Source organism: Paraburkholderia panacisoli, assembly GCF_008369935.1.
GTDB classification, from domain to species: domain Bacteria; phylum Pseudomonadota; class Gammaproteobacteria; order Burkholderiales; family Burkholderiaceae; genus Paraburkholderia; species Paraburkholderia panacisoli.
The window spans coordinates 80,951-98,774 of sequence record NZ_VTUZ01000007.1; the positions used below are offsets into that span (position 1 = coordinate 80,951).

Consider the following 17,824-nt stretch of genomic DNA (forward strand, 5'->3'; position numbering starts at 1 on the left):
CGGTAACGCATAGGCATTCATAAGTTGGGTCTGTCTTCGAAGAAGACGTCCGGTGGGTCGCCAGGTGGCGCGGCCGGCGGGAAAAACAGGCAGGAGAGCAACAGGTTATGACGACGATCAAGGATGTGGCAGCCGTGGCGGGCGTGTCGTTCACGACGGTATCGCACGTGGTGAACAACTCGCGGCCGGTGTCGGCCGACGTGCGCGCGAAGGTCGAGCACGCGATCCGTGAACTGCACTATGTGCCGTCGGCGGTGGCGCGCTCGCTGAAGGCGCGCGCGACGGCGACGATCGGCCTCGTGGTGCCGAACAGCACCAACCCGTATTTCGCGGAACTGGCGCGCGGGATCGAGGACGGCTGCGCGCGCAACGGCTACTGCGTGTTCTTCTGCAATTCCGACGACGACCCCGCCAAGCAGCGCAACTATCTGCGCGTGCTGCAGGAAAAGCGCATCGACGGGCTGATCGTCGCGTCCGCGGGCGACGACGCGGTGCTCGCGCAAACGCTCGCCGACGCGCACGAACCGCTGGTGATCGTGGATCGCAACATCGAAGGCCTGAACGCGGACCTGGTGCAGATCGACCACGAAAAGGGCGCGTATCTTGCCACTCGCCATCTGCTGGAGCTGGGGCACGTGCGGATCGGTTGCATCACCGGGCCGGTGCAGACGGCGGTCAGCGCGATGCGGGTACACGGCTTCATCCGCGCGATGACCGAGCGCGGCATCGAGATTCCGCCTGACGCGATCGTCGAGAGCGATTTTTCGGGGACGGGCGGCCATCGCGCGGCCGGGCAACTGTTCGATACGGTCAAGCCGTCGGCGATTTTCGCCGGCAACGACATGATGGGCATCGGCGCGCTGCGCGCGGCCGCCGAACGCGGCATCAACGTGCCGCACGACTGCTCGATCATCGGTTTCGACGACATCGAGCTGGGCCGTTTCACCTATCCGGCGCTGTCGACGGTCGGGCAATCGGTGCGTGCGCTCGGCGACATGGCTGCGCAGACGCTGATCGAGCGGATCGCCGGGAGCTCGTCGGGCAGCGTTCGCGCGCCGGGCCGCCGGCGCGTCGTGTCGCCGCGGTTGATCGTGCGCGAATCCACCGCGACGTGGGCCGGTGCGGCGCAGCGCGATCTGGCCGCTTGAGCGGGCCTGCAGCGTGAACACGCTGCGTGACATCGAGGAGAAGCGAGTGGCAAGCAATGAACCGCGCTCACGCGTGACGGTGGTCGGCAGCCTGAACATGGACCTCGTGGTGCGCGCGCCGCGTCTGCCACATCCCGGCGAGACGCTCGCCGGCCATACGTTCGCGCAGGTGGCGGGCGGCAAGGGCAGCAACCAGGCGGTCGCGGCGGCGCGGCTCGGCGCGCGGGTGTCGATGCTCGGCTGCGTCGGCGCGGACGCCAATGGCGCGCAACTGCGCGTCGGGCTCGAAGCGGAGGGGATCGACTGCGCGGCGCTCGAAACCGGCAAAGAGGCGAGCGGCGTCGCGCTGATCGTCGTCGACGACGCGAGCCAAAACGCGATCGTGATCGTCGCGGGCAGCAACGGCGAAGTGACGCCCGAAACGATTGCCCGTCACGAAGCCGTGCTGGCGGCCGCCGACGTGGTGGTCTGCCAGCTCGAAACGCCGCCGGCCGCGGTGCGCGCTGCGCTGGCCGCGGCGCGGCGGCTCGGCAAGACGGTGATCCTGAATCCCGCGCCCGTCACCGGCCCATTGCCCGCCGACTGGCTGCCGCTGATCGACTACCTGATTCCGAACGAGCTGGAAGCGGCGGCGCTGACCGGGCTGCCGGTCGATTCTCCGGAGGACGCGGCGCGCGCCGGCGCCGCGCTGCACGCGGCCGGTGCGCGCAACGTGCTGGTGACGCTCGGCGCGCGCGGCGTGCACGCGACACTCGACGGCGCGGCCGCCGCGCTGTTTGACGCGCCGCGAGTGAAAGCGGTCGACACGACCGCTGCAGGCGATACGTTCATCGGCGGATTCGCGGCGCAGCTTGCGCAGGGCGCGAGCGTCGATGCCGCGATCCGCTTCGCGCAGCGCGCCGCGGCGCTGTCGGTGACGCGCGCCGGTGCGCAGCCGTCTATTCCCACTAGCGCGGAGCTTGACGCGTTGGGCTGATTTGCAGCGGCGCCAGGCACGCCGCCGATCCCGTTCTTCCCGTGGTGCTTGCCCATTGATGGTGCTTCTGCGCATATTTTTGGCGCCTGCGCTGCACCACGCCTTAGCTGCTTTACCCGGTCAATCCAGGCAGCAACATTACTCCGACACGCTGCCGGTCAAGCAAACCCCGCTCCTTTCCCATGCCACGACGCTGCGGCGAGTCGGTCAAAGCCACGCGCCTCGCCATCCGACCCCGACAGTGCTTTGTAATTTCTTCCATTCTCTTTCACGCTTTTCTTCATACTATATAAATAATTCAAGGACGCGGTTCCTGTGCCGTAAACGAAGTAACTAGAGCACTTCTTCGAAAAGTGCCAGAACGTATACGCCACACGTTGCTTCGCACTGCGTATGCAGCCTCACATTTGCCGGGCACAGGAACCAGACATGTTGAACAAGAGCATTACGATCAAGGCACGGATTGGCCTTACGATGGCTTTTCTCGCCGCGCTGCTGGTCGCGATCGGCGTTTTCGGGCTGATCGGCATGAGCCGTTCGAACGACGCTTATAAGGACACCTTCACCGGCGCAATGCCGAGCGCGGTCAATGTCGGCAACGCCGAGCTGTACGCGGCGCGCGAACGTCTGGCACTCGACCGCGCCGCGTTCATGGCCGGCACGCCCGAATCGGCGCCGACGCTGGAGCGCGCGCGCCTGATGCGTAGCACCTCCGACGCATGGTGGAAAAAGTATCTCGACCTGCCGCGCGGCGCCGAAGAGGACCGCATCGCGCAGGAGGTCGCCGCCAAACGGGACACGCTGCACCGGCAGATGGACGCGTTCGCGGCGATCGTCTCGGCGAACGACCAGGCCAAGCTGATCGACGGCGCCAAGCTGCTGCAGTCCACCTACAACGATCTGGCCAACGCCGACGAGGCGCTGCGCAAGGTCCAGTTCGACTCGGCGAAGCAGGGCTATGACGCCGCGCAAGGCAGCTTCGACGTGTTTCGTATCGTCAGCATGGGCGCGCTGGCCATCGGCATCGTGGCCGCGGCGCTGTCGTACCTGACGCTGAGCCGCTCGATCGCGCGGCCGCTCGGCGAAGCGCTCGGTCATTTCGACGCGATCGCCGCCGGCGATCTGCGCCGTCCGGTCGTCGTCACCTCGCGCGACGAAATGGGGCAACTGCTCGACGGCATCGCCAAAATGCAGCGCAGCCTCACCGAAACGGTGCACGCGGTGCGCAGCGGCACCGAGTCGATCGCGACCGCGACGCGGCAGATCGCCGCCGGCAATATCGACCTGTCCTCGCGCACCGAAGAGCAGGCCTCGGCGCTGCAGGAAACCGCGTCGAGCATGGAAGAGCTGACCGGCACGGTCAAGCAGAACGCCGAGAACGCCCGCCAGGCCAGTTCGCTCGCGGCCAACGCGTCGGAGATCGCCAACAAGGGCAGCGCGGTGGTCGGCCAGGTGGTCGGCACGATGGGCGACATCAACCAGAGCTCGGCGAAGATCGCCGACATCATTTCGATCATCGAAGGCATTGCGTTCCAGACCAACATCCTCGCGCTGAATGCGGCCGTCGAAGCGGCGCGCGCCGGCGAGGAAGGGCGCGGCTTCGCGGTGGTGGCGGGCGAGGTGCGCAGCCTCGCGCAACGCTCGTCGGCGGCGGCCAAGGAAATCAAGGAGCTGATCGATACCTCGGTCGAGCGGGTGCAGTCGGGCTCGGCGCTGGTCGACGAAGCGGGCCGCACAATGACCGAGATCATCGGCGCGGTGCAGCGCGTGACGGACATCATGGGCGAGATCGCGGCGGCGTCGGAAGAGCAGAGCGGCGGCATCGACCAGGTGGCGCGCGCGGTCACGCAGATGGACGAAGTCACGCAGCAGAACGCGGCGTTGGTCGAGGAAGCCGCCGCAGCGGCGTCGTCGCTCGAAGATCAGGCGGGCAAGCTGCGTACCGCGGTGGCCGTGTTCCAACTCGACGAAGGTGGTTACAAGGCACCTGCGAAGGCACCCGTGAGCGCAGCGCCGAAGCGCGCCTTGACGCCGGCGCGCCCGACGGGCGCTCGCAAGATTTCGTCCACGAATTCACAGCCCGCCGCGCATGGCGCGGCGGTGACGAAGACTCGCGCGGCCATCACGCCCGCGCATGCTCCCGCCAAAGCCATTGCGGCGGCAAGCGCGGGCGGTGATCAGGATTGGGAAACGTTCTGATCGCGGGTCAGCACCGTTCCTCAGGCAAGCCTTCTCGCAACATTCGTTCCCGATGACGCAGCGAGAGCCAAGCAAGCCGCCGAGCTGAAAGCGTCATATCGAAAGACCGCGACTGCCAGAAAGTCGCGGGTTTTTTCATGGTGCGCGCAGTGACTAACGTTTGCGTCTGCAGAGCGCACCCTGGCGGGCCTCGCGATCCGGTACATTGACGGGCGCGGCCATGGCTTGTCGTGGCGGCATCGCTCACGCAGCGTCGATCCGGCGCAATGCCGTCGGCCCACGATGATTGCCTGCCTTCAGCCGCACGCAACCCATGGCTTCCCCCAACCCTCGAGCCTGATGAACCTCTCAATGCGCCAGCCAGAAAGGACCGACATGACGCCACACGACCTCGCGCAACGCCTCGTCGAAGCACGCCGGCAGCATCGCCCAATCGACGCGCCCGCCCCCGACAGCCTGCCGCCCGATGCGGCAACCGCCTATGCGATCCAGCAGGCGGTCATCGCGGGCCTCGGCGACTCGACGGGTGCGTGGAAGATCGGCGCGCGGGCGCCGGGCGGCGCTGCCGCGGGTGCGCCGATTCCGGCGTCGGTCGTGCTGCCGTCGCCGGCGCGGCTCGCGCATGGCGGGTTCTTCCGGGTGCTGGTGGAGCTGGAGATCGCCTTTCGCTTCGCCGAGGCGATCGAGCCGCGCGGCCGCGCGTATGCGCGCGACGAAGTGCTCTCGAAGGTTGGGGTGGTGCTGCCAGCCATCGAGATCGTCGACAGCCGTTTCAGCGAATGGCCGAACGTCGCGCCGCTCGCGCAACTGGCCGATGCGCAGAACAACGGCGCGCTGATCACCGGGCACCCGCTCGCTTATGCGGGTCTCGCACGCGGCTTCGACTTCGTTTCACCCGAACTGGAGCTGAGCTTCGACGGCGACTCGCTGGTGCCGGAGGTCACAGGCAACCCTGCGGGCGACCCGCGCGAGCTGCTGGTGTGGTTCGTCAACCATTGCGCCGCCATGGGCATCACGATCGAACCGGACTGGACGCTCACCACCGGTTCGTACGTCGGCGCACACAGGGTGGACAAGCCGGGCATCGTGCGCGGCCATATCGACGGCCTCGGGGAAGTGGAGATCGAGCTGACCTGAACCGATCACGGCGCGCACTTCATAGCGCGGATGTAACAGCAAATTACGAAGCTTCATTCAAACGGCTGCCAGGGGCGGCCGTTTTATTTTTGTGGCATCCGCGTCAGCGGCTTTGCCGTATACACCTATGAAAACACACGGCTGTGTTGTCGTGATGCAGTCATGCGTGCGGCGACCCTCCGAGCGACGCGGTCAATCGAGATGCGCGGCGCTCGTGGCTCGCGCAACGATTCAAAGTGTGGGTTCGCTCGAGCGTGTGGAACCCAAAGCCGTCATGCGTTGACGAACCGCGGGGATGATGTGTGAGCGAACATGTAACAGACGCATGCGCAGGTAGACCGAACGCATGGGTCGCGCGTTGATGAAGAAAAACGTGAGCAGGCATGAAAACCGCATGACGTCTGCACGTTCAGCAAAAAAGTGTGCGTACGCAGACAGCGTGTCCGGCGCAACAGCGGGATCGTTCGCTATGAGAGCGCGTGCGTTGCGATGCAGTGATGCGGGATTTGCAGTGCCGTTGCATGAGGACGGCGCAGTAGAGAGCGCAACGTCAGCGTGAGATTGGATGCGATGTGCGTGCAAGATTGTAGGTGGTCGAAATTTTGTTTCCAAGTGAGGAATGTTGGGAGGCGGGTACGGCGCGATTTTCGCAACGTAGTTCGTGAAAAAAAATTTAAAAGGGTTTAGGATGAATTCGAGCGATGTCGTTTCCGAATAGCGCGCCGCGCACGACATCGGTCTAGACTTCGGCGAGGAGGTAGCATGGATATCTACGGCAGTTTCGCGACCCGCTTCGAGAAAACGCGAGAAGATGAGCTCTCGCTCGAGGAGTATCTCGCGCTCTGCAAAGACAATCCCGCCGCGTACGCCACGGCTGGCGAACGCATGTTGACGGCAATTGGAGAACCGGAACAGATCGACACTCGCAACGATCCGCGCTTGTCGCGCATCTTCGCGAACAAGGTCATCAAGGTATACCCCGCATTCCGTGAGTTCTACGGAATGGAAGAGGTGATCGAGCAGGTGGTCGCCTACTTCCGGCACTCGGCCCAGGGGCTCGAAGAAAAGAAGCAGATTCTGTATCTGTTGGGCCCGGTCGGCGGCGGTAAATCGTCGATCGCGGAACGTCTGAAGCAGCTCATGGAACGCGTGCCGTTCTACGCGATCAAGGGCTCGCCCGTGAACGAGTCGCCGCTCGGTCTGTTCGACTACGAGGAAGACGGCCCGATTCTCGAAGAACAATATGGGATTCCACGCCGCTACCTGAAAGGCATCCTGAGTCCGTGGGCGGTGAAGCGCCTGCACGAATACAACGGCGACATCCGCAAGTTCCGCGTGGTGCGCCGCTACCCGTCGATCCTTCGCCAGATTGGCATCGCCAAGACCGAGCCGGGCGACGAGAACAATCAGGACATCTCGTCACTCGTCGGCAAGGTCGACATCCGCAAGCTCGAACAGTACGCGCAAGACGACGCGGACGCCTACAGCTACTCCGGCGGCCTGTGTCTCGCCAATCAGGGCCTGCTCGAGTTCGTCGAAATGTTCAAGGCGCCGATCAAGGTCCTGCACCCGCTGCTCACCGCGACCCAGGAAGGCAACTTCAAGGGCACGGAAGGCTTCGGCGCGATCCCGTTCGACGGCATCATCCTCGCCCACTCGAACGAGTCGGAATGGAAGGCGTTCCGCAACAACCGCAACAACGAAGCACTGCTCGACCGGATCTTCGTCGTGAAGGTGCCGTACTGCTTGCGCTACGGTGAAGAGATCAAGATCTACGAGAAGCTGCTGCGCAATTCGTCGCTCGCGAATGCGGTGTGCGCGCCCGGCACGTTGAAGATGATGGCGCAGATGTCGGTGCTCACGCGTTTGCAGGAGCCGGAGAATTCCAGCCTGTTCTCGAAGATGCAGGTCTACGACGGCGAGAATCTGAAGGACACCGATCCGAAAGCCAAGTCGTATCAGGAGTACCGCGACTTCGCCGGCGTCGATGAAGGGATGACCGGCGTGTCGACCCGCTTCGCGTTCAAGATCATGTCGCGCGTGTTCAACTTCGATTCGACCGAGGTCGCGGCCAATCCGGTGCACCTGATGTACGTGCTCGAACAGCAGATCGAACGTGAGCAGTTTCCGCCGGAAACCGAGCAGAAGTATCTGTCCTTCATCAAGGACGTGCTTGCGTCGCGCTATGCGGAGTTCATCGGCAAGGAGATTCAGACCGCGTATCTGGAGTCGTATTCGGAGTACGGTCAGAACATTTTCGATCGCTACGTGACGTACGCGGACTTCTGGATTCAGGACCAGGAGTTCCGCGACCACGACACCGGCGAGAGTTTCGACCGGGCGTCGCTGAATGCCGAACTGGAGAAGATCGAGAAGCCTGCAGGCATCAGCAACCCGAAGGACTTCCGCAACGAGATCGTGAACTTCGTGCTGCGCGCGCGTGCGGCCAACGCGGGGAAGAATCCCGCGTGGATCAGCTACGAGAAGCTGCGCGTCGTGATCGAAAAGAAGATGTTCTCGAACACGGAAGAACTGCTGCCGGTGATCTCGTTCAACGCGAAGGGCTCGGCGGAAGAGCAACGCAAGCACGAAGACTTCGTCAACCGGATGGTGACGAAGGGCTATACGCCGAAGCAGGTGCGCTTGCTGTGTGACTGGTATCTGCGTGTGCGCAAGTCGTCATGATGCGCATTGCGTGCAGCCCGCGCGGTCCGGCCGCGCGGGCACCCTGCGAGGCGCAAGCCGCATGGACATAGCATGGCCGCCTAGGCGGCGTGCGTCTCGCGCACCCGAAATTACAGCGGGAGACCGGGCGTGCTTCATCAAATCATTGACCGCAGGTTAGCAGGCAAGAACAAGAGCATTGCGAATCGCGAGCGTTTTTTGCGCCGCGTCAAGAACTACATTCGTCGCGCCGTTTCGGATGCGGTGCGCGACCGCAGCATCAAGGATATCCAGAACACCCAGAGCATCACGATCCCGCGCAAGGACATCGCGGAACCGTCGTTCCGCCACGGCCCCGGCGGCAGGCGCGAAATGGTGCATCCGGGCAACTCGGACTACATCCGCGGCGACAAGATCCAGCGGCCGCAAGGGGGCGGCGGCGGAGGCGGGGGCAATCAGGCCAGCAACGAGGGCGAGGGTCAGGACGACTTCGTGTTCGAGCTGAGCCGCGAAGAATTCATGCAGTATTTCTTCGACGATCTCGAACTGCCGCGCCTCGTCAAAACCCATCTGCTGGCCGTGCCTACGTGGAAAAGCATCCGCGCGGGCTGGGCGGCCGAAGGCACGCCGAACAACATCGACGTGGTGCGCTCACTGCGCAGCGCGCTCGGCCGGCGCATCGCGCTGGGTGCGCCGCTCGTCAACCAGTTGCACGAGATGGAGCGGCAACTCGACGTGATGAAGGCCGATCCCGCGGATCGCCGTGAAGAGATCAAACTGCTCGAAGAGGAAATCCACCATTTGCGCGGGCGCATCTGGCGCATTCCGTTTATCGACCCATTCGATCTGCGCTACGTGAATCGCGTGAAGCAGCCCACGCCGTCCAGCCAGGCGGTGATGTTCTGTCTGATGGATGTGTCCGGTTCGATGGACGAGCAGCGCAAGGATCTCGCCAAGCGCTTCTTCATCCTGCTCTATCTGTTCCTCAAGCGTAACTACGAGCGCATCGAGGTGGTGTTCATTCGCCACCACACGCGTGCCGAGGAAGTCGACGAAGACACGTTCTTCCATTCGACCGAAAGCGGCGGCACGGTGGTGTCGAGCGCGCTCGAACTGATGCAGAAGGTGATGGACGAGCGCTACTCGCCAACTGAATGGAACATTTACGGGGCGCAGGCTTCGGACGGCGACAACTGGACCGACGACTCTCCCAAGTGTCGCAAGATACTCTCGGATGACATCCTGGAGAAGGTGCGCTATTTTGCGTATATTCAGGTGACGCCCGAAGAGCAGAACTTGTGGCTCGAGTATGCGCAGCTGGCGCTGAGCCAGCCGCACATGGCGATGAAGAAGGTCGAAACCGCGGCCGACATTTATCCGGTGTTTCGTGAACTGTTTGAAAAACAGGTGGCGTCTTCATGACGACCAAGCACCTGCACAACGAAGCGCGCGGCTATCAGCCGGAGCGTGGAAAAGGCGTGCCGCAGCAACAGTCGGGGCATGCCGAGGCCGGGGCGGATCATCCTGAATCCGCCGCAGCCGGAGCAGTCCATGGCGCTGCAGCACGGGGACACACCGGAACGCCCACTGAGGGGCAAAGGGAAGTCCGTATGAACGTAGCCGATAGAAGGCCTCTGCCGTGTCCGTCCGACTGGACCTTCGAGTTGATCGAGGAGTACGACTCGCATATTGCCCGTGTTGCGGAGCAATATGAACTCGACGTGTATCCGATCCAGCTGGAACTCATCAGCGCCGAACAGATGATGGATGCGTACGCGTCCGTCGGTATGCCGGTGAACTACCGTCACTGGTCGTTCGGCAAACACTTTCTCTCCACCGAAAAAAGCTACCGTCGCGGGCAGATGGGGCTGGCGTATGAGATCGTCATCAATTCGAATCCCTGCATCGCGTATCTGATGGAAGAGAACACGATGACGATGCAGGCGCTCGTCATCGCGCATGCGGCCTATGGGCACAACTCGTTCTTCAAGGGCAACTATCTGTTCCGGCTGTGGACGGATGCGCACGCGATCATCGACTACCTCGTCTACGCGAAGAACTACATCGCGGAGTGCGAGGAGCGCTATGGGCTCGACCGGGTCGAGGAACTGCTCGATTCGTGCCATGCACTGATGAACTACGGCGTGGACCGTTACAAGCGGCCGCAGAAGCTGTCGCTCGAAAAGGAATTCGCCGCGCGCCGCGAACGTGAGGCGTATCTGCAATCGCAGGTGAACGAACTGTGGCGCACGCTGCCGACCCGGCATACGCCGTTGCCGGAGGAAATCGAGGGGCGCTATCCGCCGGAGCCGCAGGAAAATCTGCTGTATTTCGCGGAGAAGAATGCACCGCTGCTGGAGCCGTGGGAGCGCGAGGTGATCCGCATCGTGCGCAAGGTCGGGCAGTATTTCTATCCGCAACGGCAAACCCAGGTGATGAACGAAGGCTGGGCGACGTTCTGGCACTACACGCTGCTCAACACGATGTACAACCAGGGCAAGCTGGAAGACGGCTTCATGATGGAGTTTCTCCATTCGCACAGCAACGTGGTCTACCAGCCGCCGGTGACGAAGCCGTACTACAGCGGCATCAATCCGTACGCACTCGGCTTTTCGATGATGAGCGACATCCGCCGCATCTGCGAAGCGCCGACCGAGGAAGACCGCAAGTGGTTTCCTGAGCTGGCGGGCAGCCCGTGGCTGCCGGCGATGCACTACGCGATGCGCAACTTCAAGGACGAAAGCTTCGTCGCGCAGTACCTGTCGCCGCATCTGATCCGCGAAATGCGGCTGTTCTCAGTGCTCGACGACGACATGCGCGATGCGCTCGAAGTGTCGGCGATTCATGACGACAGCGGCTATCAGTACGTGCGCCAGGCGTTGTCGCGGCAATACGACATGCACCATCGGGAGCCGAACATTCAGGTGTGGGCGGTGAACACGCGCGGCGACCGGAGCCTGACGCTGCGCCACTTCATGAGCGACAACCGGCATCTGTCGTCGGATAGCGAGGAAGTGCTCAAGCACATGGCGCGGCTGTGGCAGTTCGACGTGTACCTCGAGAGCGTCGACGAGAACGGCACCGTGCGCAAGCGCTATGAATGCCGGTATGTGCCGCCTGCTGTGAGGGTGTGAGGCCGTTCGGACGAGCGGCCGGTTGATGACGGGCGCAAAGCCTCTGCCAGTCGCAGGACTGGCAGAGGCTTTTTTCTTTTACCGGACTGGCCGCATCAACGCGAATGCGCCGATCTCCGCCATGAGACATCTGACAAACTCCCATCTTCCCCTTGCGGTTCTGTAAAATTCGCGCACGCGCGTGGCGAGCCTCTCGCGGCGCGGGTTGTGAAGGCGGCGACACGACCGCCATCTTCGTTTTACGACAAGGACAAATACCAGCATGACCGACCTGACAGACCAAACCATGGCCTCGGCCCACGACACCCGGCGGCGCATCTTCGCGATCGTCGGCGCTTCCTCGGGCAACCTCGTCGAGTGGTTCGACTTTTACGTGTATTCGTTCACCGCGCTGTACTTCGCGCCGGCGTTCTTCCCGAGCGGCAACACCACCACGCAGTTGCTCAACACAGCGGGCGTGTTCGCCGCCGGCTTCCTGATGCGTCCGATCGGCGGCTGGTTCTTCGGCCGCCTCGCCGACAAGCACGGCCGACGCAACGCGATGATGGTGTCGGTGTTCATGATGTGCGGCGGCTCGCTCGTGATCGCCTTGCTGCCGACGTACGCGCAGATCGGCGCGCTGGCGCCTGCGCTGCTGCTGGTCGCGCGGCTGTTCCAGGGCTTGTCGGTGGGCGGCGAATACGGCACCAGCGCGACTTACATGAGTGAAGTTGCGCTCAAGGGCCGGCGCGGTTTCTTCGCGTCGTTCCAGTACGTGACGCTGATCGGCGGCCAGTTGTGCGCGTTGCTGGTGATCGTGATCCTGCAGCAGGCGCTTTCCCCGGCTGAAATCAAGGCGTGGGGCTGGCGCGTGCCGTTCGTGATCGGCGCGATCGCCGCGTTGGTCGCGCTCTATCTGCGTAAATCGCTCGACGAAACCACCACCGCCGCGACCCGTCAGCGCAAGGAAGCCGGCACGTTGCGCGGCTTGTGGGTGCACAAGGGCGCGTTCATGACGGTGCTCGGCTTCACCGCCGGCGGCTCGCTGATTTTCTACACCTTCACGACTTACATGCAGAAATACCTGGTCAACACGGCGGGCATGCAGACCAAAACGGCCAGCTCGGTGATGACCGTGGCGCTGTTCGTCTACATGGTGATCCAGCCGGCGTTCGGCGCGCTGTCGGACCGGATCGGCCGCCGTCGTTCGATGCTGCTGTTCGGTTTCTTCGCGACGATCGGCACGGTGCCGCTGCTGCATGCGTTGAAAGACGTGACGAGCCCGTATGCGGCGTTCGGGCTCGTGGTGGTGGCGCTCGCGATCGTCAGTTTCTACACGTCGATCAGCGGCCTGATCAAGGCGGAAATGTTCCCGCCGGAAGTGCGCGCGCTGGGCGTGGGGCTTTCCTATGCGGTGGCCAATGCGGTGTTCGGCGGCTCGGCTGAGTACGTCGCGCTGTGGCTGAAGTCGATCGGCATCGAAACGGCGTTCTTCTGGTACGTCACGGTGATGTGCGCGATTGCCGGCATCGTGGCGCTACGCATGCGCGATCCGTCGACGGAAGGGTATTTGCGTCACGAGCCCTGAGCCTTTGCGAGGTATGGCCCGTGCCTTTGCGTTGGGGGTGCGGGTTCAAGAGCGGCGGCCGGTAGCGATCCGGTCGCTTTTTTTTCGCATGCGCGCTGCGATGCGGGCCGTTGCGTACGCGCTCAACTCACCACGATCTCCGTCCCCCATGCGTGCAGCAGATCGCGCAGCGCTTCGGCTTGCGGCATGCGCGCGTTGCTGCGCAAATGAATCCGCAGCGCCCGGCCCGCGATACCGTCGACGGGCTGTACCAGCCACAACTCGACAGCGAGCCCCAATCCTTCGGGTTGATCGACGAGCACGGGCTCGATCACGCGTGGCTTGAAACAGGCGCTGTCGGACATGGTGAATCACCTCGCGGCTGATGATGGATCGAGTTCATCGTAATCAACGCGGTGCGCGCTGCCAAACAACGAATACGCGTTTGCTAAGCACAGGATGCCCGGGGCAGGGGGTGTTCGAACACGCGTTCAGGCGAGCGTCTGGCGACGCCGTCCATCCCTCATCAAACCGACTCGGAGCGATCCGTCACAAGCTCGTTGACGAGTTCCTTGACCACCGCAGCCGGATCGGATGCGACCGCCGGCCTGGCTGCCACGGCCGCAACAGCGGCAGCCGCCACAGCCTGCGGGCGCACCGTCAAGCCTGCGCGTGCGAGCATCAGAAGATGGTAGTAGAGCCGCGCACTGAACCCATAGTTGTATGCGGACAGATGACCAAGCGCGATCCTGAAACCCGCCAGCGCCTGCCGGTTTCTCGCGTGAATCGACACGACGATCGGCGCGAGACGCCGCAGCGCCAGCTTGCGCGACGGCTCCAGTTGCGGCGGCAGTTGCAAGGCCTTCACGAACGCGTACGCGCTGACCGTCGCAGCGATCGCCGTGCCGCGCGTGCTGTGCGAGATCGACGTCGCGGTCTTGCGATACACCGACACATAGTCGTGCAGATAAAACACTTCGCGCGCCGCGAGACAGAGTTCGGCGCCGAACACGAAGTCACAGCACATGCCGTACTGTTCCTTGTAGCCGATCCGCTTGACGAGTCGGGCGTCGGCCATCCAGCCATTGTTCGGGAACATCTGGATCAGTCCGGTTCTGCCCGGCAACGGCTGCAGACCTTCAGCGTCCTTCGTGCGCCGGAACGCCGCGTTCAGCCGTGCGCTCGCGTCCAGATGGACGGCGCCGCCGTGATCGGCTTCGTATTGATCGCCGAAGGCCGCGTCGAGTTGCGGATGAAGCGTCCAGAGCGACACGAGTTTTTCGACGCCGTCGCTCGCGAGCAGATCGTCGTCGTGGATCAACAGGATCTTGTCGCCGCTCGCGCGTTCGAACAGGCTCGCGACATTGCGCGCCTGGCCGAGCGGCGGCTGATTCCGCCTGTAGCGCACGCGCGGCTCCTGTCCATAGCGGGTCGCGATCAACTTCTGGGTGCGGGTGTCCTTCGAATCGTCGCCGATCACGATTTCCAGGTTGCCGTAGCTTTGCGCGAGGCATGAATCGATGCACAGCGCGATCAGTTCAGGACGATCGCAGGTGGGCAGACAGATGGAGACTTTGGCGGAAAGTTCGGCCTGACGAGGTGACCTCGATGAGATGGACATGGGCGTCGCCTTTTTTATCGATTAAGAGGGGCGGCAGCCGGTTCGCTTGGTGCGCACGCTGCAAGCAGCAAAATAATGCAACGCGCAAAAAAAATAATCGGCAAAAATCCGGAAGAAATGTTTGGCTTCCGAAAGCCGATAGAAGGGAAAAATTTATGCGGCTTAGCTGCTCAAACGCAGCAAAGCCGCTTGCAGACACGCTTAATTTTTTCAACTGACTGACGGCTCGCCCTCGCCGGGCTTCTTGCCGGGACGGTCCGCGGGCGACTGATTGCGGTCTTCGTCGTCGCGTTCGGGCAGTTTGCTCTTTTCGTTGTCGCTGTGAGTCACCGGCTGCGGGTGTTCCATGTCGGCCGGGGTGTCCTTGGTGGATTGCCTGGTTGCGCTCATTGCCGCTCTCCTGGGTGGATGACCCTTTCCGTGCAGCAAGGCGCGGGCCTGGAGTCGCAACCCGGCGACGCGCCGGCAGACGCTGGTGCGCTTGCGGATTCCGAGCGCCTTGCCATACTTCTTCGGCGGCCTGCGTATTTCGAGCGGGCTATCGCTGATCGGCGCGGTGGTCGCGGAGTTCGTCGCCGGTACGGGAGGCAGTGGCGCGGGGCTCGTGTATCAGATCCCGCAGGCGGGCTTCCAGCTGAATATTCCGCGTCTGTTCGCGCCGTTGCTGCTGATTACCGTGACGGGCGTCGTGTTGTTCGCCATCACGGCCTGGGTGTCGCGCATCGGTTTACGCGGCTGGCATGATAGCCAACTTTGATTCTCACGCACACGCTCATGACGGCACACGACACGACAACTTCGACGCTGATCCGCAACGCAGCCGCGATCATGACCGGCGGCCTCGGTTCCCGCGACGATCCCGCACGCGTGAGCGGTCCCGACATCCGCATCGTCGGCGATTCGATCGATGCGATCGGCGCGCTCACGCCACGGCCCGGCGAGACGATCGTCGACGCGACCGATTGCGTGATCTACGCCGCGTGGGTCAACACCCACCATCATCTGTTCCAGTCGCTGCTCAAGGGCGACACGGCCGGCCTCGACGCAACGCTGACGCCGTGGCTCGCCGCGACGCCGTATCGCTTTCGCGCGCTGTTCGACGAGCGGCGCTTTCGGCTCGCGGTGCGCATCGGCCTGATCGAACTGGCGCGTTCGGGCTGCGCGACGGTGGCCGATCACAACTACGTGTATTACCCGGGCATGCCGTTCGACAGTTCGGCGATCCTGTTCGAAGAAGCGCAGAAGCTCGGCTTGCGTTTCGTGCTGCTGCGCGGCGGCGCGACGCAGACAGGGCAACTCGAAGCCGAACTGCCGACGACTTTGCGGCCCGAGTCGCTGGATGCGTACGCGGCCGATATCGAGCGGCTCGCCGCCCGCTATCACGACGCGTCGCCGCGCGCGATGCAGCGGGTCGTGATGGCGCCGACCACCGTGCTGTATTCGATCTCGCCCGCCGAGATGCGCGCGAGCGCTGCGCTCGCGCGGCGGCTCGGCTTGCGTCTGCATAGCCACCTGTCGGAGACGGTCGCCTATCAGGACAGCGCGCAGGCGATGTACGGGCAGTCGCCGGTGGCGTTTTGCGGTGAGCATGATTGGCTCGGCAGCGATGTCTGGTACGCGCACCTCGTCAAGGTCGATGCCGACGAAATCGCCATGCTCGCGCAGACGGGCACGGGGGTCGCGCATTGTCCGCAGAGCAATGGGCGCTTGGGCAGCGGCATCTGTCCGGTGCGCGAGATGGCGGATGCCGGCGTGCCGGTGTCGATCGGCGTCGACGGCGCGGCGTCGAACGAAGCGGCCGATATGATCTCCGAAGTGCACATGACCTGGCTTGCACAGCGCGCGCGGCTCGGGATGATGGCGCAGCCCGCGTATCGCGGCGGCAGCTTCGAGGGCGGAGCGGGCGCTGCCAGCATTGCGGACGTGATTCACTGGGCCACGGCGGGCGGGGCGCGGGTGCTGGGTCTCGACGAGGTCGGCCGGATCGCGGCGGGCTTTTCCGCCGACCTCGCGGTGTACCGGCTCGACGATCCGCGCTATTTCGGCTTGCATGATCCGGCGATCGGGCCGGTGGCGTCGGGCGGGCGGCCATCGCTCGCGGCGTTGTTCTGCGCCGGCAAGCGCGTGGTAGCCGATGATCAGATCGACGGCGTCGATCTGAGGGAACTGGCGCGTGAGGCGCGCAAGGCGGTGAGGGAGTTGCTGATCGAGGTGGCGTGAAGCAGTGAGCGAATCGAGCGGCCGGCGTGCTTGAAACGGGCGCGTGGCCGCGCCCTTCATCAGCCGCAGCGTGGCAATCAAAACCGATCCGGCCGGAGTCCGAACTATCCCGCAACGTCGCGAATTCGAACCCCAACCTGAACCCGCAGACCGCAACAATTCCTTCACCTGGCTCGCTGCTTCAACCCGCCGCCTCACGCGGCGCACCGCCGGTCAGCGAAACAATGAAGTCAAAGAACGCGCGTACCTTGGCCGGCGGATGATGCCGCGAAGGATAGAGCGCATACAGCGGATAAACCTCGTCGGCCCAGTCCGGAAACAACTCGATCAGCTTGCCGCTTGCCAGCAGCGACTCCGCGCCGAGCGACAGAATCTGCGCGACGCCCTGGCCCGCCACGCAGACGCTGTGCAAGGTGCCCACGTCGTTCACGGTCAAGCGGCCTTGCGGCGTAATCACGAGCTTCTTGCGGCCGCGATGAAATTCCCAACTGAATGGATAGCCGGTCAACGGGTCGCGGAACTTGATGCAGACGTGCTGCGCGCTTTCGAGTTCGGCCGGGTTCGCCGGATGGCCGTGCTTCTTCAGATACGAAGGCGCGGCCACCGTCAGAATGCGCGTATCCAGCAGCTTGCGCGCGATCAGCGTCGACACCGGCGGCTCGCCGAAACGGATCGCGAGATCGAAGCCGTCGGCGACCATATCGCCCAGCTGGTCGCGCGTGATCAGTTCGAGCTGCAGATCGGGGTGTTTGTCGATGAAGCCGCCGAGCCTCGGCCCCAGCACGAGGCGCGAAAAGAACGGGTCCATGTTCACGCGCAAGCGTCCGCGCACCGCGCTCGCGCCCTGGGCCGCGGACGCCGCCGCTTCTTCGAGGCCGCCCAGCAGCGGCACGATCTGTTCGTAGAAGCGCCGGCCTTCGTCGGTCAGCATGACCGAGCGCGTGGTGCGGTCGAATAGCCGGATGCCCAGGCGCGCTTCGAGCCGCGCGACGGAACGGCTGACCCCGGATTGCGACATGTCGAGCGCTTCGCCGGCCGCCGCAAAACTGCCGCAATCGACGATCGCCGTCAGCACGCCCATGCCGTTCAGCATGCGCTCGTCAAATGGCATGTGAGATTCCTTTTGTTATTCGTGAATGCCCGACATGCTAACGCGAAGTCTGCTGGAATTCACGCATC

At 63.7% G+C, this 17,824-nt stretch carries 14 protein-coding genes and 1 pseudogene; 11 read left to right on the forward strand and 4 right to left on the reverse strand.

Annotated elements, in window-relative coordinates; all coding sequences use genetic code 11:
* The first annotated feature begins 107 nt into the window (after positions 1 to 107).
* The 8 genes from FVF58_RS12660 to FVF58_RS12700 all read left to right on the forward strand — a co-directional run bounded on the left by FVF58_RS12660 (position 108) and on the right by FVF58_RS12700 (position 12,825).
* Positions 108 to 1,148 (forward strand): LacI family DNA-binding transcriptional regulator, encoded by a 1,041-nt coding sequence (locus FVF58_RS12660; RefSeq protein WP_149670243.1) that lies wholly within the window; start codon positions 108 to 110, stop codon positions 1,146 to 1,148.
* A gap of 46 nt (positions 1,149 to 1,194) precedes the next feature.
* Positions 1,195 to 2,124 (forward strand): ribokinase, encoded by a 930-nt coding sequence (gene rbsK, locus FVF58_RS12665; protein WP_149670244.1) that lies wholly within the window; start codon positions 1,195 to 1,197, stop codon positions 2,122 to 2,124.
* A gap of 429 nt (positions 2,125 to 2,553) precedes the next feature.
* The gene (locus tag FVF58_RS12670; protein WP_149670245.1) at positions 2,554 to 4,323 is read left to right on the forward strand and encodes a methyl-accepting chemotaxis protein; all 1,770 of its coding nucleotides are present in this window, start codon (positions 2,554 to 2,556) and stop codon (positions 4,321 to 4,323) included.
* 375 nt (positions 4,324 to 4,698) lie between these two features.
* Positions 4,699 to 5,460, forward strand: a complete 762-nt coding sequence (locus FVF58_RS12675) for a hydratase (protein ID WP_149670246.1) — start codon at positions 4,699 to 4,701, stop codon at positions 5,458 to 5,460.
* Between the two features lie 762 nt (positions 5,461 to 6,222).
* Entirely contained in the window at positions 6,223 to 8,145 is a 1,923-nt protein-coding gene (locus tag FVF58_RS12685; RefSeq protein ID WP_149670248.1) for a PrkA family serine protein kinase, read from the forward strand.
* A gap of 129 nt (positions 8,146 to 8,274) precedes the next feature.
* On the forward strand, positions 8,275 to 9,546 hold the full coding sequence (locus FVF58_RS12690) for a YeaH/YhbH family protein (RefSeq protein ID WP_149670249.1): 1,272 nt from the start codon (positions 8,275 to 8,277) through the stop codon (positions 9,544 to 9,546).
* The gene (locus FVF58_RS12695) at positions 9,543 to 11,258 is read left to right on the forward strand and encodes a SpoVR family protein (protein WP_149670250.1); all 1,716 of its coding nucleotides are present in this window, start codon (positions 9,543 to 9,545) and stop codon (positions 11,256 to 11,258) included. Before FVF58_RS12690 ends, FVF58_RS12695 begins: the two co-directional genes overlap by 4 nt.
* Before the next feature lie 262 nt (positions 11,259 to 11,520).
* Positions 11,521 to 12,825, forward strand: a complete 1,305-nt coding sequence (locus tag FVF58_RS12700) for an MFS family transporter (protein WP_149670251.1) — start codon at positions 11,521 to 11,523, stop codon at positions 12,823 to 12,825.
* Positions 12,826 to 12,947: 122 nt separating this feature from the next.
* On the opposite strand, the gene FVF58_RS12705 is transcribed toward FVF58_RS12700, so the two are convergent.
* Positions 12,948 to 13,169 carry a hypothetical protein gene (locus FVF58_RS12705; RefSeq protein WP_149670252.1) on the reverse strand — a complete coding sequence of 74 codons (222 nt, stop codon included), beginning with the start codon at positions 13,167 to 13,169 and terminating at the stop codon, positions 12,948 to 12,950.
* Positions 13,170 to 13,330: 161 nt separating this feature from the next.
* The gene (locus tag FVF58_RS12710) at positions 13,331 to 14,425 is read right to left on the reverse strand and encodes a glycosyltransferase family 2 protein (protein WP_149670253.1); all 1,095 of its coding nucleotides are present in this window, start codon (positions 14,423 to 14,425) and stop codon (positions 13,331 to 13,333) included.
* A 75-nt stretch (positions 14,426 to 14,500) separates the two neighbouring features.
* Here FVF58_RS12710 and FVF58_RS51380 point away from each other — a divergent pair, with 75 nt between their 5' ends.
* Entirely contained in the window at positions 14,501 to 14,647 is a 147-nt protein-coding gene (locus tag FVF58_RS51380) for a hypothetical protein (RefSeq protein WP_188130803.1), read from the forward strand.
* Here FVF58_RS51380 and FVF58_RS12715 read toward each other — a convergent pair.
* A complete protein-coding gene (locus FVF58_RS12715) occupies positions 14,636 to 14,815 on the reverse strand; it encodes a hypothetical protein (RefSeq protein ID WP_149670254.1) in 180 nt (59 codons plus the stop codon). The two genes, FVF58_RS51380 and FVF58_RS12715, sit on opposite strands and share 12 nt — an antisense overlap.
* Before the next feature lie 58 nt (positions 14,816 to 14,873).
* On the opposite strand from FVF58_RS12715, the pseudogene FVF58_RS12720 reads away from it, so the two are divergent.
* Together FVF58_RS12720 and FVF58_RS12725 are read left to right on the forward strand one after the other, a co-directional pair.
* Positions 14,874 to 15,182 (forward strand): annotated as a pseudogene (locus FVF58_RS12720) (ABC transporter permease); the annotation flags it as partial.
* 17 nt (positions 15,183 to 15,199) lie between these two features.
* A complete protein-coding gene (locus tag FVF58_RS12725; RefSeq protein ID WP_149670255.1) occupies positions 15,200 to 16,645 on the forward strand; it encodes an isoxanthopterin deaminase in 1,446 nt (481 codons plus the stop codon).
* A gap of 181 nt (positions 16,646 to 16,826) precedes the next feature.
* On the opposite strand, the gene FVF58_RS12730 is transcribed toward FVF58_RS12725, so the two are convergent.
* Positions 16,827 to 17,756, reverse strand: a complete 930-nt coding sequence (locus FVF58_RS12730) for a LysR family transcriptional regulator (RefSeq protein ID WP_149670256.1) — start codon at positions 17,754 to 17,756, stop codon at positions 16,827 to 16,829.
* Positions 17,757 to 17,824: the final 68 nt, after the last annotated feature.